The organism is Kluyvera georgiana (genome assembly GCF_050990895.1).
GTDB classification, from domain to species: Bacteria; Pseudomonadota; Gammaproteobacteria; order Enterobacterales; family Enterobacteriaceae; genus Kluyvera; species Kluyvera georgiana.
This window is the reverse complement of record NZ_CP158865.1, coordinates 755,126-777,811: the sequence shown is the minus strand read 5'-3', so window position 1 is coordinate 777,811 and position 22,686 is coordinate 755,126. Positions and strand designations below refer to the sequence as shown.

Below are 22,686 nucleotides of genomic sequence, written 5' to 3'. Positions count from 1 at the left end.
AGAACAATAATGATCAAGCTCGGCATCGTGATGGATCCCATCGCAAGCATCAACATCAAGAAAGACACCAGCTTCGCTATGCTGCTGGAAGCACAACGTCGCGGTTACGAACTCCACTATATGGAGATGAACGATCTGTACCTGATCAACGGCGAATCGCACGCGCGTACGCGTCTGCTGAGCGTTGAGCAGAACTACGAAAAATGGTACGAGTTCGGCAGCGAGCAGGATATTAAACTCGCCGACCTCGACGTTATCCTGATGCGTAAAGATCCGCCGTTCGACACCGAATTTATCTACGCCACCTATATTCTTGAGCGCGCGGAAGAGAAAGGGACGCTTATCGTCAACAAACCGCAGAGCCTGCGCGACTGCAACGAGAAGCTGTTCACCGCGTGGTTCTCCGACCTGACGCCGGAAACGCTGGTCACCCGCAACAAGGCGCAGCTGAAAGCATTCTGGGAAAAACACGGCGACATCATCATGAAGCCGCTGGACGGCATGGGCGGCGCGTCCATCTTCCGCGTGAAGGAAGGCGATCCGAACATTGGCGTCATTGCCGAAACGCTGACCGAGCTCGGCAGCCGCTACTGCATGGCGCAGAACTACCTGCCGGCCATTAAAGATGGCGACAAACGCGTGCTGGTTATCGACGGCGAGCCGGTACCTTACTGCCTGGCACGTATCCCGCAGGGGGGTGAAACGCGCGGCAACCTGGCCGCCGGTGGCCGTGGTGAACCGCGTCCACTGAGCGAAAGCGACTGGGAAATCGCCCGTAAGGTTGGCCCAACGCTGAAAGCCAAAGGCCTGATCTTCGTTGGTCTGGATATCATTGGCGATCGTCTGACGGAAATTAACGTCACCAGCCCAACCTGCGTGCGTGAAATCGAAGCGGAATATCCGATTTCCATCACCGGTATGCTGATGGATGCTATCGAAAAACGCCTGCAAAAATAGTACGTTGCTTTAATACGGCGGGAGGGAACCCGCCGCCAACCGGGCGTTCAGCGCTGCATATACGCAGGCAAGCCTGGTGACAGCCGTGCGCTTTCCCCTCATACTGGGCATTGCTGCTTTTTAAAACAGGACAAGAACCTCTGATAATGAATTTACAGCATCATTTTCTTATTGCTATGCCAACCCTCCAGGATCCTATCTTCCGCCGTTCCGTGGTTTACATCTGCGAATACAACGACGACGGTGCAATGGGCATTATTATTAATAAACCTCTGGAAAATTTGCAGGTTGAAGGGATCCTCGAAAAGCTGAAGATCTCCCCGGAACCCCGCGATCCGTCGATTCGCCTGGATAAGCCCGTCATGCTGGGTGGCCCACTGGCAGAAGATCGCGGATTTATTCTGCACACGCCGCCGGCGTCGTTTTCCTCCAGTATCCGGATCTCCGACAATACGATTGTCACCACTTCTCGTGATGTGCTGGAGACCCTCGGTACCGAGCGCCAACCGTCTGAAGTGCTGGTCGCGCTGGGCTATGCTTCCTGGGAAAAAGGACAGCTGGAGCAGGAGATCCTCGATAACGCCTGGCTGACCGCCCCAGCCGATTTCAATATCCTGTTTAAAACCCCAATTGGTGAACGCTGGAAAGAAGCGGCAAAGCTGATTGGGATTAATATTCTGACGATGTCAGGCGCTGCGGGGCACGCATAATGAGTGGAACACTACTGGCTTTCGATTTTGGCACGCGCAGCATTGGCGTGGCGATTGGCCAACGTATTACCGGCACTGCCCGGCCGCTGGCCGCCATTAAGGCACAGGACGGCACTCCCGACTGGAACATTATTGCCCGTCTGCTTAAAGAGTGGCAGCCTGAAACGGTCATCGTCGGCCTACCGCTGAATATGGACGGTACCGAGCAGCCGCTGACCGCGCGCGCGCGTAATTTTGCCAATAAAATTCACGGCCGCTTTGGCGTGCCGATTACGCTGCATGATGAACGTCTGAGCACCGTTGAGGCTCGCGCCGGGCTGTTTGAACATGGGGGATTCAGGGCGTTGAACAAAGGCAACGTCGACTCCGCCTCAGCCGTAGTGATTCTGGAAAGTTATTTCGAACAGGGTTACTAGCCATGGGCAGCCCCGGGAATCATTTCCCGGGAACACGCCAGAATAGGTGACTCGCCGATTAGTGGCGCAGATTTTCGTTGGCCCAGCTTACCGCCTGAGTTCTATTCTTCACGCTTAGCTTACGGAATACATTATACAGATGCGTGCGGACGGTATTCTCACTGATAAACAACGCACGAGCGATATCCATATTGGTCGCACCGTGGCGTAATTCATTGAGAATTTCACATTCACGCTCAGTTAGCGGCACGCTATCATGATTTTCCGGTGTATGTTCAACGGCATACATAGCTGGATGCATCACGCTCAATTCAGCCGTCTGCTCGCCGTTTAAGACCGCTTTGACGCCCTCAATTAAGCGCGATTCTTCGTCGTCATGACGGAACACGCCGTACAGTGCCGGCCACTGCGCCATTTCGTATAATTCATACTTCTGCGCACTGTTGATAATTAACAAGCGAGGGGAATCAAACTGCGTGCGGATAATATCGCGCCAGATGCCGTTCAGTTTTTTGTTGGAAACAGCAATATCGAACAACACCACAGTGCCCTTGTTAAGGCGCTGCATCAGCGGTTTGTTGATGTTGTGCACATCGACAGAAACTGAAAGTAATTCAGTAAGATAGTTTGCAAACGCGTTTGCTTGTACTGACGGGTGGGTGATTAAGATAATCTTCCGGGAATTAGATACACTCTCAGTTACTTCAAACATTTTGAAACTCTCCATAGTCTATATCCACCATCATGGTGATTTAATAAGTCAAAGCAAAGGCAAACCTAATACCATTAATAATAAGAACCAACCGATAAGTGAAACCTTATTTCATAAGATTAGTCCTAATTACATAAATAGGATAGAACGAAGACCTTGGAAGTGTCAAAAGAATATCAACCTTTTTTTGTAAGCCTACGCAACACAATGTAATTAACTAATTACAAAGTTCTCATACCTATGGCGTAATGACCAATACCATATTAGAATAAACGTCGTAGGAAGTTTTGTTTCCGCCCTTTGAAAATCACTCAGCAATTACAAATAAGTACATCCCCGCAACAGCGATAATAATTAAATTTACAATATAAAAAGAGAAATTGATTATTATCCCAGCAATGAATATTAAAATAACACGGCCATCACATTTTTGATTTCAATAGTATGATAGGCGAATTCATGGTTTCTTAATGGCGCTCGCCAGACGATCATGCTGGCGAATAACGATAGGTATTTCCTTTTTATAGCATCCCGGCCTTCACTCGCTGCTGGTAGCTCTGGCTAAAGGTCTGCATTCCGCTTTGCAGTCCAGTCTGCATCACGCCAGCAATCTGATGCGTTTTCCCCTCGCGAATAAGGTTGCTGACGGCAGGTGTATTAATCAACATTTCAAACAACGCCACACGCCCGCCCTGGCTGTCAGGCTGTAGCTTCTGCGCCAGCACTGCGCAGAGGCTGCTGGCAAGCTGGTTGCGAACCGGCTCTTTCTCCTGAGCAGGAAACACATCAACCAGCCGCTCGATCGCCTGCGCGGCGCCGCGCGTATGTAGCGTCGCCAGAACCAGATGACCGGTTTCCGCCGCCGTCAGCGCCAGGCGAATTGTCTCACTATCGCGAAGCTCGCCAAGCAGAATCACGTCGGGATCCTGACGTAGCGCCACCCTCAGCGCCTCCGCGAAAGAGGCGGTATGCTGCCCGATTTCGCGCTGCTGAATCAGGCAGTCTGCGCTGGTATGCAGAAACTCAACGGGATCCTCCAGCGTCAGAATATGTCCTGCCAGGTGATGATTGAGATAGTCCACCATTGCCGCCAGCGTGGTCGATTTACCGCTCCCCGTCGCCCCGGTCACCAGAATCAATCCGCTTTCTTCGTTGAGCATCTCAGCCAGCGCAACCGGCGTATGCAGTTCAGCAAGCGTCGGGCACCGCGTGGGCAAAAGGCGTAGTACCAACGATACCCCCTGGCTGTGAGCAAACGCGCTGGCACGTAATCGTGGACAACCGGGAAGCGAGACGGAAAAATCAAGCTGCCGATGCCGTTGCCACGCCTGCTGCTGGCTATCACTCAGCCAGTTGGCCATCAATACCTCGAGATCCGGGACGGTAAACGGCGCGATTTCCAGCTTGCCTCCCCTACGCCAGCGCGCGTTTGCGCTGCTACACAGGTGTAGATCCGAGACGTTATGCTTTACACTAAGCGCCACGATTTCTTGTATATCCATAGACCCACCAGCCCATATGAACGATATTGCGCATAACCTGGCACAGGTCAGGGAGAAAATCTCAGCGGCAGCAGCACGTTGCGGCCGGGATTCAAAAGAAGTAACGCTGCTTGCAGTGAGTAAAACTAAACCTGCGAGCGCCGTCGAAGAAGCCGTTGCGGCGGGCCAGAGCGCGTTTGGCGAAAACTATGTTCAGGAAGGGGTAGAGAAAATTCTCCACTTTCGCGAGCAGGGAATCACCTCGTTGCAATGGCACTTTATTGGCCCACTGCAGTCCAATAAAAGTCGTTTGGTTGCCGAGCACTTCGACTGGTGCCACACCGTGGACCGACTGAAAATTGCCGTGCGCTTAAGCGAGCAGCGTCCGGCCAGCTTGCCGCCGCTCAACGTGCTGATTCAAATCAATATCAGCGATGAGCAAAGCAAATCAGGCATTCCGTTGGCAGAGCTTGACGCGCTGGCCGCCGCTATTGCCGCCCTGCCGAACGTCTGCCTGCGCGGCTTAATGGCGATTCCCGCGCCGGAAAAAGAGTACGACCGGCAGTTTGCCGTTGCCCGCGAAATGGCTGTAGCATTCGCGCGACTGAAAGCAGACTACCCGACCGTAGACACGCTATCTCTGGGCATGTCTGACGACATGGAAGCCGCTGTTGCGGCAGGTAGTACAATGGTACGCATTGGCACCGCGATTTTTGGTGCGCGTGATTACACAAAAAAATAAGGAACCCCAAGGAACGCCATGAAGACGTTGACCTTCCTGCTCTCAACAGTGATTGAACTGTACACAATGGTGCTACTGCTGCGCGTCTGGATGCAGTGGGCGCGCTGCGATTTTTACAACCCGTTCTCGCAGTTCGTGGTGAAGATCACTCAACCGATCGTCGGCCCGCTGCGTCGTGTCATTCCGCCGATGGGCCCGCTGGACAGTTCTTCGCTGCTGCTGGCCTTTATTCTGTGCGTGGTGAAAGCCATCGTGCTGTTTATGGTCATCACCTTCCAGCCAATTATCTGGATCTCTGCGGTGCTGATTCTGCTCAAGACCATCGGCCTGCTGATCTTCTGGGTACTGCTGCTGATGGCGATCATGAGCTGGGTCAGCCAGGGCCGCAGCCCGGTTGAGTTCGTGCTGATGCAGCTCGCCGAACCGCTGCTGCGCCCTATCCGCCGCCTGCTGCCGTCCATGGGAGGAATTGATTTTTCCCCAATGGTGCTGGTGCTGCTGCTGTACGTCATCAATATGGGCATCGCCGAAGTGCTGCAAGCCACCGGCAACATGCTGCTGCCAGGACTGTGGATGGCGCTATGAGTGCCGTCACTCCCTGCGATGACGGGCTGGTACTGCGGCTGTATATTCAGCCAAAGGCCAGCCGGGATGCAATTGTTGGGGTACATGGCGACGAACTGAAAGTCGCCATCACCGCCCCGCCCGTTGATGGGCAGGCTAATGCTCATCTGGTGAAGTATCTCGCCAAACAGTTTAAGGTCGCCAAAAGCCAGGTCATCATCGAGAAAGGTGAACTGGGGCGGCATAAACAGGTTAAAATTATTCATCCGCAACAGATCCCATCGGGCGTCGACGCCCTGAAACTTTAGGATATCCCATGCAAAAAGTTGTCCTCGCGACCGGTAACGCCGGTAAAGTGCGCGAGCTTGCTTCGCTGCTCGGCGATTTTGGTCTTGATATCGTCGCCCAGACCGAGCTAGGCGTAGAGTCAGCCGAGGAGACCGGGCTGACCTTTATTGAAAACGCGATTCTCAAAGCGCGCCACGCCGCGCAGGTGACCGGCTTACCGGCCATCGCCGATGATTCCGGTCTGGCGGTTGACGTTCTCGGCGGCGCGCCGGGGATCTACTCCGCGCGCTACTCCGGCCTCGACGCCAGCGACCAACAGAATCTGGAAAAGCTGCTGGAAACGTTAAAAGACGTGCCGGACGACCAGCGTCAGGCGCAGTTTCACTGCGTGCTGGTCTATATGCGCCACGCAGAAGACCCCACGCCGCTAGTATGCCACGGCACCTGGCCGGGCGTGATTACCCGCGCCCCAGCGGGCCAGGGCGGCTTCGGCTACGATCCTATCTTCTTCGTGCCGTCGGAAGGTAAGACCGCCGCCGAGCTGAGCCGCGAAGAGAAGATTGCCATCTCCCATCGCGGTCAGGCGCTGAAGCTGTTACTGGAAGCCATGCGTCATGGTTAAGCTGCCCCCGCTGAGTCTCTACATTCATATCCCGTGGTGCGTGCAGAAGTGCCCGTACTGCGACTTCAACTCGCACGCGCTGAAGGGAGAAGTCCCACACGACGACTACGTGCAGCATCTGCTGAGCGATTTAGACGCCGACGTTGCTTATGCGCAGGGACGTGAAGTAAAGACTATCTTCATCGGTGGCGGTACGCCGAGCCTGCTGTCAGGCTCGGCGATGCAGGCTCTGCTGGACGGCGTTCGCGCGCGCCTGACGTTGTCTTCTGATGCAGAAATCACCATGGAAGCCAACCCGGGCACCGTCGAAGCCGACCGCTTCGTGGAGTATCAGTGGGCGGGCGTCAACCGTATCTCTATCGGCGTGCAGAGCTTTAGCGACAGCAAGCTCCAGCGTCTTGGGCGCATCCACGGGCCGGAAGAGGCCAAACGCGCGGCGCGCCTGGCGAGCGGGCTGGGGCTGCGCAGCTTCAACCTCGACCTGATGCACGGGCTACCGGATCAGTCGCTGGAAGAGGCGCTGAGCGACCTGCGCCAGGCGATTGAGCTGTCGCCGCCGCATCTCTCCTGGTACCAGCTGACTATCGAACCCAATACTCTGTTTGGTTCGCGCCCGCCGGTGCTGCCGGACGACGACTCGCTGTGGGATATCTTCGAGCAGGGTCATCAGCTGCTAACCGCCGCAGGTTATCAGCAGTATGAAACCTCGGCCTATGCTAAACCGGGCTATCAGTGCCAGCACAACCTCAACTACTGGCGCTTTGGCGATTATCTGGGCATCGGCTGCGGCGCTCACGGCAAAGTGACGTTCCCGGACGGCCGCATTCTGCGTACGGCGAAAACCCGCCATCCGCGCGGCTATATGGAGGGACGTTATCTTGAGCGGCAGCACGACGTAGAGAACGCCGACAAGCCGTTTGAATTCTTTATGAACCGCTTCCGCCTGCTGGAAGCCGCGCCGCGCGCCGAATTCAGCGCCTATACCGGCCTGGACGAAAGCATCATCCGCCCACAGCTGGATGAAGCGCTGGCACAGGGCTACCTGACCGAGTGCGATCAATACTGGCAGATAACCGAGCACGGTAAACTTTTTTTAAACTCACTGCTTGAACTGTTTCTCAGCGAATAAATAATAAATATATTTCGCCATTATTTATAATGGCGAAATATATCATTCATTTTAACCGAGTGATTACCCCAATACTTACCGAATAATTTCACTATTAATATTTAAAACAGATATTGATAGCCACTAATGAATACATAATAAATAGAATCCAGCGCACAAAAACCGCATTTAATGTGCAGATAATTTAAAAGTGTGAGAGTGGTAGCTTAAAGCTGTCTGACAACCAGGATAATATGTCATACAGAAATTCAACGCTGTCAGCTAGATATAAACCACAATAATGAATGTGCATGGAGCCTATTAATGAAACCTCTCTTTTTTCGTAAAACGCTAATCTGTGCGTCGCTTTTCGCATTGCTTTCCGCTGGGGCCACCGCCGCAGAGAAAGTGACGTTGAAGCTGGCGCACAACCTTGAGCGCAGCCACGTGGTGCACCAGGCTTTTGAAGAAATGGCCAAAGAGGTCAAGCAGCTGTCAGACGGCAAGATGACCATCCGTATTTACCCCAGCAGCCAAATGGGCAGCGCGCGTGAAACCATGGAGCTATTACAGAACGGTGCGCTGGATATGACCAAGGGTTCCGCCAGCGATCTGGAATCTTTCGACAACGTTTACGCCATTTATAATTTGCCGTTCTTATTTAAAGACCAGGCGCATTTTAATAAAGTAGTATTTGGCGAGGTCGGTAAAGAAATTATGGACTCCACTAAAGAAAAAGGATTCTTTGCTCTTTCCGCTTATGTCGCCGGTACCCGTAGTTTTTATGCTAAAAAACCGATTACCAAACCAGAAGATTTAAAAGGGCTGAAAATACGCGTGCAAGCCAGTCCGACTACGATAAAAATGATTGAATTAATGGGCGGTTCGCCCACGCCTATTTCATTCGGTGAGGTTTATACCGCGATGCAGCAGGGCGTGGTTGATGGTGCGGAAAATAATGTCCCATCGTGGGTACAAACGCGCCATATCGAAATTGCCAAAGTCTTCTCTGAAGATGAGCACGCCTCTATTCCTGACTTCCTGGTGATCTCCACCAAAACCTGGGACAAGTTGACGCCGGAGCAGCAGCAGATTCTGGCGAAAGCGGCCACGGATTCGCAGATTTATCAACAGAAGCTGTGGGACAAAATCGACGCAGACACGCGTGCTCAGGCGAAGGCCATGGGCGGCGAGATCGTCAAGGTCGACAAAGCGCCGTTCCGCGCAGCGGTCCAGCCGCTGTTTGACGATTTCAACAAAGATCCGAAACAGGCCGCGCTGCTGGCCAAATTTGAAGCCGCCGCAGAGTAATTCCCTTGCGGGCCAGCATCTGGCCCGCCTTCACCAGGATAACAAACGATGATTTTTACCCGCACTAAACAGGCGGTGGACCGCGCGATCGCCGCGTTCTCCGTCGCGGTCATGGTGGCGCTGGTCGTCTGCGTCGTCTGGCAGGTGTTCAGTCGCTATGTGTTAAACCAACCCAGCACGCTGACGGACGAGCTGGCGCGCTTTCTGATGATTTGGGTTGGCCTGCTCGGCGCGGCGTATACCGTTGGCGCACAGCGCCATCTGGCGATCGATCTGCTGGCCATGACGCTGAAACCGCGCAAGCAGACGCTGCTGAGCGTGGTGATTAACCTGCTAATTTTTCTCTTCTCCGGCGCGGTCATTGTGACCGGCGGTCTAAAGCTCATCGCCAAAACGCTGGCCACCGCGCAGGTCTCCGCGGCGATGCAGATCCCGATGGGCTACGTCTATCTGATCCTGCCGTTGTCCGGCCTCATCATGATGTTCTACGCGCTGTGGTTTATCGCCAACGGCCTGATTAGCCTGAAACAGTCCGCAGAAGGAGCGAGCTAATGGACGGGTATATTGCTTTAACGCTGTTCGGCGCTTTCTTTGTGCTGGTATTTATCGGCGTGCCGATTTCGTTCTCTATCGGCATCGCGACCGTTGCCTCGATGCTGCTGATGTTCCCGTGGGATATCGCCGTCATTACCGTCTCCCAGCGCCTGGCTAACGGCCTGGACAACTTTGCCCTGCTGGCGATTCCGTTCTTTATCTTCGCCGGTACGCTGATGAACAGCGGCGGGATCGCCATCCGCCTGATTAACCTCGCGCAGGTGATGGTTGGCCGCGTTCCCGGCTCGCTGGGCCACGTTAACGTGCTGGCTAATATGATGTTCGGCTCTATTTCTGGTTCTGCGGTCGCCGCCGCTGCGGCGGTGGGCGGCACCCTGCACCCGATTCAGACCAAAAAGGGCTATGACCCCGCGTTCTCCACTGCGGTTAACGTCTCATCGTGCATTACCGGGCTGCTGATTCCACCGTCTAACGTACTGATCGTCTTCTCGCTGACCGCGGGCGGCGTGTCGGTGGCCTCGCTGTTTATGGCGGGCTATCTGCCGGGTATTCTGATGGGCCTGGCGATTATGGTGGTCTGCGCGATTATCGCGAAGCGCCGCGGCTACCCGGTCTCCGAGCGCCCGACCTGCGCACAGGCGGCGAAAGCCTTCTTCGACGCCCTGCCGAGCCTGCTGCTGGTGATTATCGTGATGGGCGGGATTCTGGGCGGTATTTTCACCGCCACCGAAGCCTCGGCGATTGCCGTGGTCTACACCTTTATCCTGTCGGTGATTATCTACCGCGAAGTGAAATGGCGCGATCTGCCAAAGCTTATCCTGGAGTCGGTGGTCACAACCTCCATCGTGCTGCTATTGATTGGCTTTTCCGTCGGCATGTCGTGGGCGATGACCAACGCCGATATTCCCTACATGATCAGCGACACGCTGATGGGGATCTCGGAGAATCCGCTGGTGATCCTGCTGCTGATTAACATTGTGCTGCTGATCGTCGGCATCTTTATGGATATGACGCCTGCGGTGCTGATCTTCACGCCGATCTTCCTGCCCATCGCCCAGGACCTGGGCATGGATCCGGTACACTTCGGCATCATGATGGTCGCCAACCTGTGTATTGGCCTGTTGACGCCGCCGGTAGGCAGCGCGTTGTTTGTCGGCTGCTCTATCTCCGGAGTGAAGATCCAGCAGTTAATCAAGCCGCTGCTGCCATTCTACGCCGCGCTGCTGGTCGCCCTGATGATGATCGCCTACATCCCGCAGATCTCGCTGTTTATTCCGCAACTGCTGGGGCTAATGTAATCCCCACATCACCCGGACGAGGCGCGGATGCGCCGACTCCGGGTTATCAGGGAATCATCCCTTCTTTACGCAACCGCTCAACACCTTCGCGCCACTGTGCAGCATCGCGACTCATTTCCCGGTTGCTGGACTCCAGCACCTCCATCTGGTCACGAAGCACATTGGCCGCATTCAGGAACGACGCCTCTTTTTTCTCGTTTTCAGCCATCTTAAACTCAATCTTGTCGACCATTCGTTGGTGTTGGCGATAAGCCTCTTTTTCATGTTCCTTCAGCGCCCTGTTACGGGCGGCATCCAGGAACGCTGAATCGCAAACGTTTTTTTTCTGGCACGCCTTCAGAGCGGGTTGATAAACGCTGGCATCATACTGTTTTTCAAACTCATCGAAGTCGTTTTTAGCATCCACGGCGGCTAATTCCTGATATAACGCATGATGAAAGCCATTACGACCGGTCGGTTGGCCATCATCCTTAGTCCCCCATACGCGCAGTATTTTTTCGTTCAGTACAACAAGCTGCTGTTTAAGCTCATCATATTTTCTCTGCTGTTTTTGTACTTCGGCCATTCGGGTGGAAAACCGGGCGTCTATTTTCGCCAGTTGCGCCCTGAATCCGGGGTCGTTAACAATTAAATACGTGCTGAGATCTTCCTTACCGCTAAACGGACGCCCCGAATTTTTTGCCGCCGTCTGCGGGGCGGAAAATTTCATTTCCCAGCCGGAGGCCGTTGTGCCGACGGTGGTCATGATGGCTGAGAATTTAACCGTCTGACCTTTTGTCCATGTACGTTCGAAGAAGATATAGTCGCCCACTGCCCCAACCATATCGTAGAGATTGTCGGTCGAGGCAACATCGCCTTCTATCCTGTAGGTGGTACGTTCGCCTTCCTTTTCAAGCTGACGAAGCGTGAAACCCTCGAGACGCATCATGCCGCCAGACTGCTTCACAAACTGCTGCTTGATAACATCGTCGGTAGGGATATTACTGTCGGCAAAAACCGACAAGGTGACACAGCAAAGAAGAAACACCCCGCGTGTCCAGGCGAGCTTCATCGGCAAATTCCTTTTAGTATGAAAAGCGCATCATACGGAATCTGCGAAGGGGAGACGGATAAACAAAATCTGAATCTGGCTACCCGCAGAAATGCAGGTAGCCGGGGGATTTTACTTCAGCGTGCCAACCAGCGCCTTACGGCTGTCTTCCAGCGACACCACGCGGCTGCACACGTCTTTACCAAACGCCTGGAAATCCGCTTCCTGGTTTTTCCACTCGTTCTGAATGGCGGTTTGCAGACCGCCAAGACTGCCCAGCACGCCCTGTAGCGGGTTACCGCCGCCTTTCAGCACCGCTTTGGCGCCCATCTCGTTAATGCTGTCCTGCAGAATACCGCCCATCGCCTGATTGACGAGCTGCTGACCGTCGGCGCGAACCTGGTCTATCGCTTTGTAGTGGAAGGTCAGGCCGTCGGTACGGTGTTCAATAATGCGGTTCATCTGCGCTTTGAGCTGCGCGTCGAGCTTGGTCAGGCGACCGCGCATATTGCTGCTCTCGCCCACTTCTTTGGCGATAATTTTATCCAGCGCCACGCGGCCTTTTTCGACCCGGCTACGCGCACCGTCGTCGATCCACGGCAGCGCGCTGCGCAGTTCGGTCTGATAATCTTTGGCCTGCTCACGCTGGGCCGGCGTTAACGTATACGCCTTGCCGTTGTAGGTGACGTCGCCGTTGGGGGTAATAATAAGATTGCCGTTTTCGCCTTGCACCTGCACGGTTTGCGGCTTAAGCACCACGTCATCGCGTGGCGTGACGCTGCACTGGTAGTCAGCGTGGGCGGCCATCGCCGTGAACGTAAGTACCGCCGTCAGCAGCGTTTTGCGCATCATAACTTTCCCTCAAGATAAATCGGGCCAGCAAATGCTGGCCCCGTATACACTTCATCCTTCAAGCTGTCTCTGCGTTGGCTGCGCTCGCTAACCCCAGTCACGTACTTATGTACGCTCCTGGGGTTAGCTCCCTTGCCGCCTTGATGCAGCTCGAAGTATTTTGTGTATATAGGATGTTAGTCCCACCAAACGTCAAAAAGTTCGCTGGTGCGCACTTCTTCAAACTTGCGATCTTCCAGCCACTTGCGAACCAGCGCCTGATGTTCTTCGGTGCACTTGCCCACTTCCTGGGTGCAAATCAGACCTTCCCAGGCCAGATAGCCGCTGCCGTCAAACGCCAGCTTGTTCGGCTCGATCACTTCATCGATAAACTGATCGACGGTCTGGTCGATCTGTTCTTCGCTGGTGCCTTCCGGGAAACGCCACGCAACGGAGAAGCCGATTTCCTGAAATTCATCGATGTGCATTTTTTTACGCAAACGACGGCTACGATTCTTTGCCATTTATTTCACCCTCTCGAACATTAAGTCCCATACGCCGTGGCCAAGACGATGACCACGCTGTTCAAATTTGGTTACCGGGCGCGAATCCGGGCGCGGTACGTAATCCTGAGTCTCGGACAGGTTCTGATACCCTTCGATGGAGGACATCACTTCCAGCATGTGTTCCGCATAGGGTTCCCAGTCGGTTGCCATGTGGAAGACGCCGCCCAGCTTGAGCTTGCTTTTCACGAACTGGGCAAACGGCACCTGAACGATACGGCGTTTATTATGACGCGCTTTATGCCACGGGTCAGGGAAAAAGAGCTGCACCATGTTCAGGGAGTTGTCCGGGATCATCTTGTGCAGGACTTCTACCGCGTCGTGACACATCACGCGCAGGTTATCAACACCCTCTTCGTGCGCCGAGGCCAGGCACGCGCCCACGCCCGGTGAATGCACTTCAATACCGAGGAAGTTCTGCTCCGGGCGCGCTTTGGCCATCGCCACCAGCGAAGCCCCCATACCAAAACCAATCTCCAGAGTGACCGGCGCATCGCGGCCAAACAGCGCGGCGAAATCGACGGGCTCTTCGCTGAACTCAACGCCCATCACCGGCCAGTAGTTTTCCAGCGCGTGTTCCTGCCCTTTAGTCAGTCGCCCCTGGCGACGAACAAAACTACGAATGCGGCGCAGCGGGCGGCCGTTTTCATCAAAATCCGGTGAAATGACGTCGTTCTTCATAAAAATAAGTCTGCTTGTGAGAGTGTTCGGGAAACGGGCATTATCCAAAGTTAGTTGCCGGATGCAAGCACCGGAAAGTTCCTGTTTACAGCATAGTACCGCTGTGCTGCAATCTGGCACCCTAATCGCACGATATCGGAAGCACGGCTTTGACTATGCAAGCGTCTCAATTTTCAGCCCAGGTGCTGGACTGGTACGACAAATACGGGCGTAAAACCCTGCCCTGGCAAATTGAAAAGACGCCCTACAAAGTATGGCTGTCTGAGGTGATGTTGCAACAGACGCAGGTTGCCACAGTTATCCCTTATTTTGAGCGGTTTATGTCACGCTTTCCCACCGTCACCGACCTCGCTAACGCGCCGCTGGACGACGTCCTGCATCTGTGGACCGGACTCGGCTACTACGCCCGCGCGCGTAACCTGCACAAGGCCGCTCAGCAGGTCGCCACGCTGCACCATGGTCGTTTCCCGGAAACGTTTGACGAAGTGGCGGCGCTGCCCGGCGTGGGCCGCTCTACCGCCGGGGCGATTTTATCGCTGTCGCTTGGTAAACATTTTCCCATTCTCGACGGTAACGTGAAGCGCGTGCTGGCGCGCTGTTATGCCGTGGACGGCTGGCCGGGGAAAAAAGAGGTCGAGAAACGGCTGTGGGAGATCAGCGAACAGGTCACGCCTGCCGAGGGCGTTTCGCGTTTTAATCAGGCGATGATGGATCTGGGCGCGATGGTGTGTACCCGCTCAAAACCCAAGTGCTCGCTCTGCCCGCTGGAAAACGGCTGCATCGCCGCCGCCAACGGCAGTTGGGCGCAGTATCCGGGTAAAAAACCGAAGCAGACCATCCCCGAGCGTACCGGCTATTTTCTGATGATGCAGCACGACCGCGAGGTGTTTTTACAGCAGCGTCCGCCTAGCGGCCTCTGGGGCGGTCTATACTGTTTCCCGCAGTTTGCCGATGAAACGGCGCTGCGCGACTGGCTGGCCGAGCGGCAGATTCCGGCAGAGAAGCTGACCCAGCTTACCGCTTTCCGCCACACTTTCAGCCATTTCCATCTGGACATTGTGCCTATGTGGCTTAGTGTGTCCTCATTCGCCTCATGCATGGATGAAGGCAGCGCTCTCTGGTATAACTTAGCCCAGCCGCCCGTCGTTGGGCTGGCCGCACCGGTTGAGCGCCTGTTGCAGCAGTTACGCGCCGATTCACTCGTTTAACGAGCGGCGAAATAAGAGGATTGATTATGAGCAGAACTATTTTTTGTACTTTCCTGCAGCGCGACGCCGAAGGACAGGATTTCCAGCTCTACCCCGGCGAGCTGGGAAAGCGCATCTATAACGAGATTTCGAAAGAAGCCTGGAAGCAGTGGCAGCACAAGCAGACCATGCTCATCAATGAAAAGAAACTCAATATGATGAATGTGGAGCACCGTAAGCTTCTGGAAGAAGAAATGGTCAACTTCCTGTTTGAAGGCAAAGATGTGCACATTGAAGGCTACACGCCGCCAGAAAAACAGTAAGGGCCCAAAGGCCCTTTAAGACAACAACAACACGCGCTCCCGGAATGATGAAAAAAAGAATATTTGCACTGGCATTGATAGCGCCGTTGCTTGTTTCCTGCTCGGGTTCAAAAAAGGGCGATGCCTACAATGAAGCCTGGGTAAAAGACACCAACGGTTTTGACATTCTGATGGGCCAGTTCGCCCATAATATTGAAAACATCTGGGGGTTTAACGAAGTACTGATCGCCGGGCCGAAGGACTACGTTAAATACACCGATGGCTACCAGACGCGTAGCCATATCAACTTCGATGACGGTACCATCACCGTCGAAACCATCGCCGGTACCGAACCCGCTGCACGCCTGCGCCAGGCCATCATCACCACGCTGCTGATGGGTGACGACCCCAGCTCGGTCGACCTTTACTCCGACGCCGACGACATTCAGATTTCCAAAGAACCGTTCCTGTACGGCCAGGTGGTCGATAACACCGGCGAGGCTATTCGCTGGGAGTGGCGTGCCGCGCGCTTCGCCGACTATCTGCTGCAAACGCGGATGAAAAAACGCAGCAACGGCCTGCACATTATTTATAGCGTGACCATTAATCTGGTACCGAACCACCTTGATAAGCGTGCCCACAAATATCTGGGCATGGTGCGGCAGGCTTCACGCAAATACGGCATCGACGAGTCGTTGATTCTGGCGATTATGCAGACTGAATCGTCCTTCAACCCGTATGCGGTCAGCCGTTCCGACGCGATGGGGCTGATGCAGGTGGTGCAGCATACCGCCGGGAAAGACGTCTTCCGCTCGCAGGGGAAATCCGGCACGCCAAGCCGTAGCTTCCTGTTCGATCCGGCCAGCAACATTGATACCGGGACCGCCTATCTGGCGATCCTCAACAATATCTACCTTGGCGGTATCAACAACCCAACGTCGCGCCGTTATGCGGTGATTACCGCCTATAACGGCGGTGCGGGCAGCGTGCTGCGCGTCTTCTCTAACGATAAGGTGCAGGCGGCGAACATCATTAACAGCATGTCGCCAGGCGACGTCTATCAGACGCTGACCACCCGCCATCCGTCGGCGGAATCGCGTCGCTATCTCTACAAGGTGAATACGGCGCAGAAAAGCTATCGCCGTAAGTGATAATTCTCACAAACGCAGCCGCTTCTTCCCGATCTCACCAGGATGAAGCGGCTTCCCCGCCTGAACTTCATACAGAAATGTTAGTTTTGTCACTATTTCGTTGTGCAAAGTAAAAATAATTGCAATTTTTTGCGGCGCTTAACAATGTCTCATCACAGCAATTGATAGAATCAGCACAAATAATGCCTTCGGATGTTATTACGCGAACGCCTATCCGGTCCTATTTGTGAGGAAATTAACATGAATTTAAAGCTGCAGCTTAAGATACTGTCCTTCCTGCAGTTCTGCCTGTGGGGGAGCTGGCTGACCACGCTTGGCTCATACATGTTTGTGACGCTGAAGTTCGATGGTGCCTCTATCGGCGCGGTGTACAGCTCACTGGGTATCGCCGCCGTCTTTATGCCAACGCTGCTGGGCATCGTGGCGGATAAGTGGATTAGCGCCAAGTGGGTCTACGCCTTCTGTCATCTGGTCGGGGCCGGGACGCTGTTTATGGCCGCCGAGGTCACCACGCCGGGAGCGATGTTCTTCGTTATTCTGCTCAACTCGCTGGCCTATATGCCAACGCTGGGCCTGATTAACACCATCTCCTATTACCGCCTGAAATCGGCGGGCATGGACATCGTCACCGACTTCCCGCCAATCCGCATCTGGGGCACCATTGGCTTTATTCTGGCGATGTGGGCGGTAAGCTTCTCCGGCTTCGAACTGAGCCATATGCAGCTGTACATTGGTGCTGCGCTGTCGGTGGTACTGGTGCTGTTCACTCTGACACTGCCGCACATCCCCGTCTCTAACCAGCAGCAGAAGCAAAGCTGGAGCAGCATGCTGGGGCTGGACGCCTTTGCGCTGTTTAAAAACAAACGCATGGCGATCTTCTTTATCTTCTCGATGATGCTGGGCGCGGAACTGCAGATCACCAACATGTTCGGCAACACCTTCCTGCACAGCTTTGATAAAGATCCGCTGTTTGCCACCAGCTTTATCGTGCAACACGCCTCCGTGATGATGTCGATTTCACAAATCTCCGAGACGCTGTTCATCCTCACCATCCCGTTCTTCTTAAGCCGCTACGGTATCAAAAACGTCATGTTGATCAGTATCTTCGCGTGGATGCTGCGCTTCGGCCTGTTCGCCTACGGCGACCCGACGCCGTTCGGCACCGTGCTGCTGGTACTGTCGATGATTGTCTACGGCTGCGCCTTCGACTTCTTCAACATTTCCGGCTCAGTATTTGTGGAAAAAGAAGTCCGCCCGGAAATCCGCGCCAGCGCGCAGGGCATGTTCCTGATGATGACCAACGGCTTTGGCTGCATCCTTGGCGGCATGGCGAGCGGGAAAGTCGTGGAGATGTACACCGTGGACGGGATTACCGATTGGCAAAGCGTATGGCTGATTTTCGCCGGCTACTCGCTGGTGCTGGCGGTGGCGTTCGTTGGGCTGTTCAAATATAAACATGAGCGTGTTGCGCCGGGAGCACAGCCAGTTGTGCATTAAGGCGTCGTCCCTCTCTTCCCACGAAGGAGAGGGAACCCGGTTCTATTGTTAATCACTGCACCTGACGGCCCCTCTCCCCCATGGGGAGAGGGTTAGAGTGAGGGGTTCCCCCCGCACCTTACTTCAAAACATACCCATACAGCCGGCTAATCCCGTCAGCATCCTTCTCGCTGTACACCCCCTGAAGTTCCGGCGAAAAGCCGGGCAGCAGGTTCACGCCCTCTTCCAACGCCAGGAAGTAGCGCTGTACCGCACCGCCCCACACTTCCCCCGGCACCACGCACAGCACGCCCGGCGGGTACGGCAGCGCGCCTTCGGCGGCAATGCGCCCTTCCGCATCACTGATACGGACCAGCTCAACATTACCGCGAATAAACTCGCTGTTAGCGTCCTGCGGGTTCATCACCACGTTCGGCAAGCTCTCTTTGCGGAACATCGCCTTTTGCAGATCCTTGACGTCAAAGCTGACGTAAAGATTGTGCATCTCCTGACACAGCTCGCGTAGCGTATAGTCACGGTAGCGTACCGGATACTTGTTGTAGATAGTCGGCAGCACGTCGGCCAGCGGCGTATCGTCCTCGATATGCTGTTCAAACTGGCCGAGCATTGCCACCAGCTGCGCCATTTTCTCCGGCGTTTCCGCTGGGGTTAGCAGGAACAGGATCGAATTCAGGTCGCACTTCTCCGGCACGATACCGTTCTCACGCAGATAGTGGGCAAGAATCGTCGCCGGAATGCCAAACTCGGTATATTGCCCGGTTTCTGCGTCGATCCCCGGGGTGGTCAGCAGCAGCTTGCACGGGTCAACGAAGTACTGTTCCTGCGCATAGCCCTCAAAACCGTGCCAGCGCGCGCCCGGCGTGAAGCTAAAGAAGCGACGTTCGCTGGCAATCGTTTTGGTTGGGTGATCCTGCCACGGGCGGCCATCCACCATCGGCGGAATAAACGGCTGGATCATCTTGCAGTTCGCGACAATCGCCTTACGCGCTTCAATACCCAGCTCAACGCACTCTGCCCACAGACGGCGCCCGCTCTCCCCTTCGTGGATTTTGGCGTTGATATCCAGCGCCGCAAACAGCGGGTAAAACGGGCTGGTTGAGGCATGCAGCATAAAGGCGTTGTTCAGCCGTTTGTGCGGGCAAAAGCGCGCCTGGCCGCGAATATGGTTATCTTTTTTGTGGATCTGCGAGGTCTGCGAGAAACCCGCCTGCTGTTTGTGCACCGATTGGGTAACGAAAATGCCCGGATCGTTTTCGTTGAGATCCAGCAGCAACGGCGAGGTATCGGACATCATATCGATAAACTGCTCGTAGCCGACCCATGCGGAGTCAAACAGAATGTAGTCGCAAAGGTGGCCGATTTTATCCACCACCTGACGCGCATTGTAGATAGTACCGTCATAGGTGCCCAACTGAATGATCGCCAGGCGGAACGGACGCACATCATCGGCTTTCTCCGGCGCGGCTTCACGAATCAGCTCACGCAAATAGCGCTCGTCAAAGCAGTGTTCATCAATACCACCGATAAAACCGAACGGGTTACGCGCCGCTTCCAGATAAACCGGCGTCGCGCCAGCCTGAATCAGCGCACCGTGGTGGTTCGATTTGTGGTTATTGCGGTCAAACAGCACCAGGTCGCCGCGGGTCAGCAGCGCATTGGTCACTACCTTATTGGCGGCGGAAGTGCCGTTCAGCACGAAGTAGGTTTTATCGGCGTGGAACACCTTAGCGGCAAACTTCTGCGCGTGCTTGGCAGAGCCTTCGTGAATCAGCAGGTCTCCAAGCTTCACGTCGGCGTTGCACATGTCAGCGCGAAAGACGTTCTCACCGAAGAAGTCATAAAACTGGCGGCCCGCCGGATGCTTTTTAAAAAATGCGCCGTGCTGATGGCCCGGGCAGGCAAAGGTACTATTGCCCATTTCAACGTACTGAGTCAGGGTATTAAAAAACGGCGGCAGCAGCTCTTCTTCATAGCGACAGGCGGCGGTTTCCAGCTCCAGCCACTCCTGGTCTTTACCGCTGATGACCGCATCTACGCCGTTTGGGGCGCTGATATCATCGCTCGTTAGCACGAACACCGGCAGCTTAAATCCGGTGCGTTTGAGTAATGCAAGAATGCCGCTGTGGCTGTCGGCCACGGTAATGACGACTGCTGCCACATCGGTAAAGTCGGTACTATCCAGCGCCACCACGACACGATGGGTGGAAAGGCGAGAGACCAGTTCACGACTGGCAGCAATGTTCATTGATTTCATAAGCGCAACGACCCACTCAGGGAGAGTAAAAGTCCTGGGCAGAGCATCTGGCTCTGCCCCACGAAGCGTCTGGGTGCAACTGGGTTACAGCTCCGACCGCCAGACATCAGTAAAAGCAGACATGGTCTAATCTTACTGTTGTCCTGCAGTGAGCGTGCGTTGGCGTCACCGCATGGTGAACAATGAGAAAGGGGCAGACCTTCGCGAGCAGGCGAAGCGGCATTGGCGATGTAATGGCAAAGATGTCATTGCAGGCGGCCCCGATTGAGGAAAGGAGAAATTTCGCGCAATCATGGCACCATTCACCAGAGGGTGCAAGACGAAATTTTTATGCACCAATACCACGGAGAAACAAGCACTGAACCGATTAATCAGTCCATAATAATGCAGGACTTATATATAAGTAACAGGAGTTAACGTGGTAATTGGCCCATTTATTAATGCCGGGGCGGTGCTCGTCGGTGGTTTGATCGGCGCGTTGTTAAGCCAGCGTCTTCCGGAGCGTATTCGCGTCTCCATGACCTCGATCTTCGGCCTCGCCTCGTTGGGTATTGGCCTGCTGCTGGTGATCAAGTGCGCCAACATGCCGGTGATGGTGCTGGCCACACTGGTGGGAGCGCTGATCGGTGAGTTTTGCCATCTGGAAAAAGGGATCAACAACGGCGTCTCCCGACTGCAAAAACGGCTGATTAAGCCCGGCAAAAGCCGGGAACATGAGACTTTTATTCAAAGCTACGTGGCGATCATCGTGCTATTTTGCGCGAGCGGAACCGGGATTTTTGGTTCAATGCACGAAGGAATGACCGGCGATCCGACCATACTCATCGCCAAGTCGTTTCTCGATTTCTTTACCGCCATGATTTTCGCCTGCTCACTCGGCTTTGCCGTCTGCGCCATCAGCGTGCCGATGCTGGTCATCCAACTGACGCTGGCCTTCTGCGCCTTTATGATCCTGCCGCTGACCACCCCTGCAATGATGGCTGATTTCACCGCCGTCGGCGGCCTGTTACTGTTGGCAACCGGCCTGCGTATCTGCGGAATCAAGATGTTCGCTGTGGTGAATATGCTGCCAGCGCTGCTGCTGGCGATGCCTATTTCCGCTGCCTGGACCGCCTTTTTTGCCTGACGTCGCGTGCAAAATACGCAAGGTGATGATAGATTGTGCAACTCGCCGCAAAATTTATAATTTTCGTTGACGAGGCGAGGCGATTACGGTTTAATGCGCCCCGTTGCCCGGATAGCTCAGTCGGTAGAGCAGGGGATTGAAAATCCCCGTGTCCTTGGTTCGATTCCGAGTCCGGGCACCACTTATTCAGAAAACCCAGCCTATGGCTGGGTTTTTGCTTTCTGGCATTCCGATAAATGTCCGCGTCCAGCAATGGCTAAGCTACCTCATCCAACCCTGACTCAAAGATGCGCTTGCGCAGAGTGGCGATCGTGTTCGACAGCGCTTTTTCCTGCTGGCGGAAATAGGCCTGCGGGTCGGCAAGCGTGGATACCAGCAGCCAGGATTTCTCTTTCTCAAGCGCGAGCATTTCGGCCTGCAGGCTGGCAATTTGCTGCTGCGTGGCGCTGATTTTCCGCAGCAGTAGCGTGAGATCGTTCAGTCTTTCGCTCGCCATCATTGGCTCATGCTCACGCATCAGTCGGGCTAGCAGGTTACGAATAGTCGGCAGATCGCCGCGCTGTCTGGCCTGGTTGAGCTGGGCCATCATCTCGTTAGCCTCTGCCTTCAGCGCATCGTCGACCAGATCCGGGTGACAAAGCTTGCTCGCCTGGCGCCACAATCGTTTGAGTTCCTGACGATCCTCCTGCGCCATATTTTCATGATGCTCGCGGCGTTTTTGCGCTTTTTGCTGCTGATCGCGCCAGGTTTCATACTGCTCGCGCGCTTCGTCACGCGCACGGCGTTCACAGGTATCTTCGTCATGGCACATTTCAGCGCGCTTGCGCAGCGAGGCTTCCGCCAGGATCTTTCTCAGCCTCAGCACCTCGGCCATCAGCGGCCCCAGATGCTGCATATAAAGATCGTTAAACTCATCAAGCTGGGTCAGCCTTGCGTTTCTGGCATCAAGCAGCGCCTGCAACTGGGTTTCCAGCGCTTTTAGCTCCAGCTTGCTGGCCGCAACGCGCGGATCCTGCCATTGAGTCATCGAGCGCTGGCTTTGCAGCCAACTGACGATGGCGTTCATCGCCTCGCCATAGCGCCGGGCCTCAAGAGCCTGAATGATGGCGTCAATCGCGGGATCGTCAATGTCGCCTTTCAGGTGCGAAATCTGACTGGCAATGATCTCATCATCTTCCAGTTCAATGGCATTTTTGATGATTTCCAGCCGCTTGATGGGTTTACTCATGGGGCGTTTGCTCGGCGTCCTGACCGTGGGAATGGATCGCAGAGTAGCACTCGTTTCGGTGCGCCGTCAGCC

The 22,686-nt window shown here is 54.7% G+C and carries 24 protein-coding genes and 1 tRNA gene; 17 read left to right on the top strand and 8 right to left on the bottom strand.

The features are described 5' to 3' along the window. Nucleotides 1–9 precede the first annotated feature (9 nt). The 3 genes from gshB to ruvX all read left to right on the top strand — a co-directional run bounded on the left by gshB (nucleotide 10) and on the right by ruvX (nucleotide 2,083). On the top strand, nucleotides 10–957 hold the full coding sequence (gene gshB / locus ABTW00_RS03750; RefSeq protein ID WP_064542657.1) for a glutathione synthase: 948 nt from the start codon (nucleotides 10–12) through the stop codon (nucleotides 955–957). 146 nt (nucleotides 958–1,103) lie between these two features. Continuing rightward, nucleotides 1,104–1,667 (top strand): YqgE/AlgH family protein, encoded by a 564-nt coding sequence (locus ABTW00_RS03745; protein WP_064542654.1) that lies wholly within the window; start codon nucleotides 1,104–1,106, stop codon nucleotides 1,665–1,667. Next, nucleotides 1,667–2,083 (top strand): Holliday junction resolvase RuvX, encoded by a 417-nt coding sequence (gene ruvX, locus ABTW00_RS03740; RefSeq protein ID WP_433638919.1) that lies wholly within the window; start codon nucleotides 1,667–1,669, stop codon nucleotides 2,081–2,083. The genes ABTW00_RS03745 and ruvX overlap by 1 nt, the downstream gene beginning before the upstream one ends. Nucleotides 2,084–2,141: 58 nt before the next feature. Here ruvX and ABTW00_RS03735 read toward each other — a convergent pair whose 3' ends face one another. After that, the gene (locus tag ABTW00_RS03735; RefSeq protein WP_064542647.1) at nucleotides 2,142–2,795 is read right to left on the bottom strand and encodes a LuxR C-terminal-related transcriptional regulator; all 654 of its coding nucleotides are present in this window, start codon (nucleotides 2,793–2,795) and stop codon (nucleotides 2,142–2,144) included. Nucleotides 2,796–3,316: 521 nt separating this feature from the next. Next, nucleotides 3,317–4,297 carry a type IV pilus twitching motility protein PilT gene (locus ABTW00_RS03730; protein WP_433638915.1) on the bottom strand — a complete coding sequence of 327 codons (981 nt, stop codon included), beginning with the start codon at nucleotides 4,295–4,297 and terminating at the stop codon, nucleotides 3,317–3,319. A 16-nt stretch (nucleotides 4,298–4,313) separates the two neighbouring features. Between ABTW00_RS03730 and ABTW00_RS03725 the strand changes: the two genes are divergently transcribed. The 8 genes from ABTW00_RS03725 (at nucleotide 4,314) to ABTW00_RS03690 (ending at nucleotide 10,764) form a co-directional block, all read left to right on the top strand. Continuing rightward, nucleotides 4,314–5,018: a YggS family pyridoxal phosphate-dependent enzyme gene (locus ABTW00_RS03725; RefSeq protein ID WP_064542640.1), complete on the top strand. Its 705-nt coding sequence runs from the start codon at nucleotides 4,314–4,316 to the stop codon at nucleotides 5,016–5,018. An 18-nt stretch (nucleotides 5,019–5,036) separates the two neighbouring features. Beyond that, entirely contained in the window at nucleotides 5,037–5,603 is a 567-nt protein-coding gene (locus tag ABTW00_RS03720) for a YggT family protein (protein ID WP_064542638.1), read from the top strand. Continuing rightward, nucleotides 5,600–5,890, top strand: a complete 291-nt coding sequence (yggU, locus tag ABTW00_RS03715) for a DUF167 family protein YggU (protein WP_064542635.1) — start codon at nucleotides 5,600–5,602, stop codon at nucleotides 5,888–5,890. The genes ABTW00_RS03720 and yggU overlap by 4 nt, the downstream gene beginning before the upstream one ends. Nucleotides 5,891–5,898: 8 nt before the next feature. Then, nucleotides 5,899–6,492: an XTP/dITP diphosphatase gene (locus tag ABTW00_RS03710; protein ID WP_167575042.1), complete on the top strand. Its 594-nt coding sequence runs from the start codon at nucleotides 5,899–5,901 to the stop codon at nucleotides 6,490–6,492. After that, nucleotides 6,485–7,621 carry a radical SAM family heme chaperone HemW gene (hemW, locus tag ABTW00_RS03705; protein WP_433638910.1) on the top strand — a complete coding sequence of 379 codons (1,137 nt, stop codon included), beginning with the start codon at nucleotides 6,485–6,487 and terminating at the stop codon, nucleotides 7,619–7,621. Before ABTW00_RS03710 ends, hemW begins: the two co-directional genes overlap by 8 nt. A gap of 303 nt (nucleotides 7,622–7,924) precedes the next feature. After that, nucleotides 7,925–8,911 carry a TRAP transporter substrate-binding protein gene (locus tag ABTW00_RS03700; RefSeq protein WP_433638908.1) on the top strand — a complete coding sequence of 329 codons (987 nt, stop codon included), beginning with the start codon at nucleotides 7,925–7,927 and terminating at the stop codon, nucleotides 8,909–8,911. Between the two features lie 48 nt (nucleotides 8,912–8,959). Further along, a complete protein-coding gene (locus ABTW00_RS03695) occupies nucleotides 8,960–9,463 on the top strand; it encodes a TRAP transporter small permease (RefSeq protein ID WP_065356016.1) in 504 nt (167 codons plus the stop codon). Continuing rightward, complete coding sequence (locus tag ABTW00_RS03690) at nucleotides 9,463–10,764, top strand: TRAP transporter large permease (protein ID WP_065356017.1); 1,302 nt, start codon at nucleotides 9,463–9,465, stop codon at nucleotides 10,762–10,764. The genes ABTW00_RS03695 and ABTW00_RS03690 overlap by 1 nt, the downstream gene beginning before the upstream one ends. Nucleotides 10,765–10,810: 46 nt before the next feature. Here the strand turns inward: ABTW00_RS03690 and ABTW00_RS03685 are convergent, their stop codons facing one another. The 4 genes from ABTW00_RS03685 to trmB form a co-directional block, all read right to left on the bottom strand. Then, complete coding sequence (locus ABTW00_RS03685) at nucleotides 10,811–11,815, bottom strand: DUF1202 family protein (protein WP_433638903.1); 1,005 nt, start codon at nucleotides 11,813–11,815, stop codon at nucleotides 10,811–10,813. Between the two features lie 111 nt (nucleotides 11,816–11,926). Next, nucleotides 11,927–12,646, bottom strand: coding sequence for a DUF2884 domain-containing protein (locus ABTW00_RS03680; protein ID WP_065356019.1), 720 nt, complete (start codon nucleotides 12,644–12,646; stop codon nucleotides 11,927–11,929). A gap of 176 nt (nucleotides 12,647–12,822) precedes the next feature. After that, on the bottom strand, nucleotides 12,823–13,149 hold the full coding sequence (locus ABTW00_RS03675) for a YggL family protein (RefSeq protein ID WP_065356020.1): 327 nt from the start codon (nucleotides 13,147–13,149) through the stop codon (nucleotides 12,823–12,825). Continuing rightward, entirely contained in the window at nucleotides 13,150–13,869 is a 720-nt protein-coding gene (trmB, locus tag ABTW00_RS03670; RefSeq protein ID WP_223803858.1) for a tRNA (guanosine(46)-N7)-methyltransferase TrmB, read from the bottom strand. A 155-nt stretch (nucleotides 13,870–14,024) separates the two neighbouring features. Here trmB and mutY point away from each other — a divergent pair, with 155 nt between their 5' ends. The 4 genes from mutY to ABTW00_RS03650 all read left to right on the top strand — a co-directional run bounded on the left by mutY (nucleotide 14,025) and on the right by ABTW00_RS03650 (nucleotide 18,006). After that, nucleotides 14,025–15,077 carry an A/G-specific adenine glycosylase gene (mutY, locus tag ABTW00_RS03665; protein ID WP_433638898.1) on the top strand — a complete coding sequence of 351 codons (1,053 nt, stop codon included), beginning with the start codon at nucleotides 14,025–14,027 and terminating at the stop codon, nucleotides 15,075–15,077. A 26-nt stretch (nucleotides 15,078–15,103) separates the two neighbouring features. Then, nucleotides 15,104–15,379, top strand: coding sequence for an oxidative damage protection protein (locus ABTW00_RS03660; protein WP_064542603.1), 276 nt, complete (start codon nucleotides 15,104–15,106; stop codon nucleotides 15,377–15,379). A gap of 47 nt (nucleotides 15,380–15,426) precedes the next feature. Beyond that, nucleotides 15,427–16,509, top strand: a complete 1,083-nt coding sequence (gene mltC / locus ABTW00_RS03655) for a membrane-bound lytic murein transglycosylase MltC (protein ID WP_064542601.1) — start codon at nucleotides 15,427–15,429, stop codon at nucleotides 16,507–16,509. Nucleotides 16,510–16,749: 240 nt separating this feature from the next. Next, nucleotides 16,750–18,006, top strand: coding sequence for a nucleoside permease (locus ABTW00_RS03650; RefSeq protein ID WP_064542598.1), 1,257 nt, complete (start codon nucleotides 16,750–16,752; stop codon nucleotides 18,004–18,006). Nucleotides 18,007–18,124: 118 nt separating this feature from the next. On the opposite strand, the gene ABTW00_RS03645 is transcribed toward ABTW00_RS03650, so the two are convergent. Next, on the bottom strand, nucleotides 18,125–20,260 hold the full coding sequence (locus tag ABTW00_RS03645) for an ornithine decarboxylase (protein ID WP_433638895.1): 2,136 nt from the start codon (nucleotides 20,258–20,260) through the stop codon (nucleotides 18,125–18,127). A gap of 418 nt (nucleotides 20,261–20,678) precedes the next feature. Here ABTW00_RS03645 and ABTW00_RS03640 point away from each other — a divergent pair, with 418 nt between their 5' ends. Then, nucleotides 20,679–21,386: a DUF554 domain-containing protein gene (locus ABTW00_RS03640; RefSeq protein ID WP_064542592.1), complete on the top strand. Its 708-nt coding sequence runs from the start codon at nucleotides 20,679–20,681 to the stop codon at nucleotides 21,384–21,386. Between the two features lie 105 nt (nucleotides 21,387–21,491). Beyond that, nucleotides 21,492–21,567 (top strand) — tRNA-Phe (locus ABTW00_RS03635). A 75-nt stretch (nucleotides 21,568–21,642) separates the two neighbouring features. On the opposite strand, the gene ABTW00_RS03630 is transcribed toward ABTW00_RS03635, so the two are convergent. Next, on the bottom strand, nucleotides 21,643–22,614 hold the full coding sequence (locus ABTW00_RS03630) for a DNA repair protein (protein WP_433638892.1): 972 nt from the start codon (nucleotides 22,612–22,614) through the stop codon (nucleotides 21,643–21,645). Nucleotides 22,615–22,686: the final 72 nt, after the last annotated feature.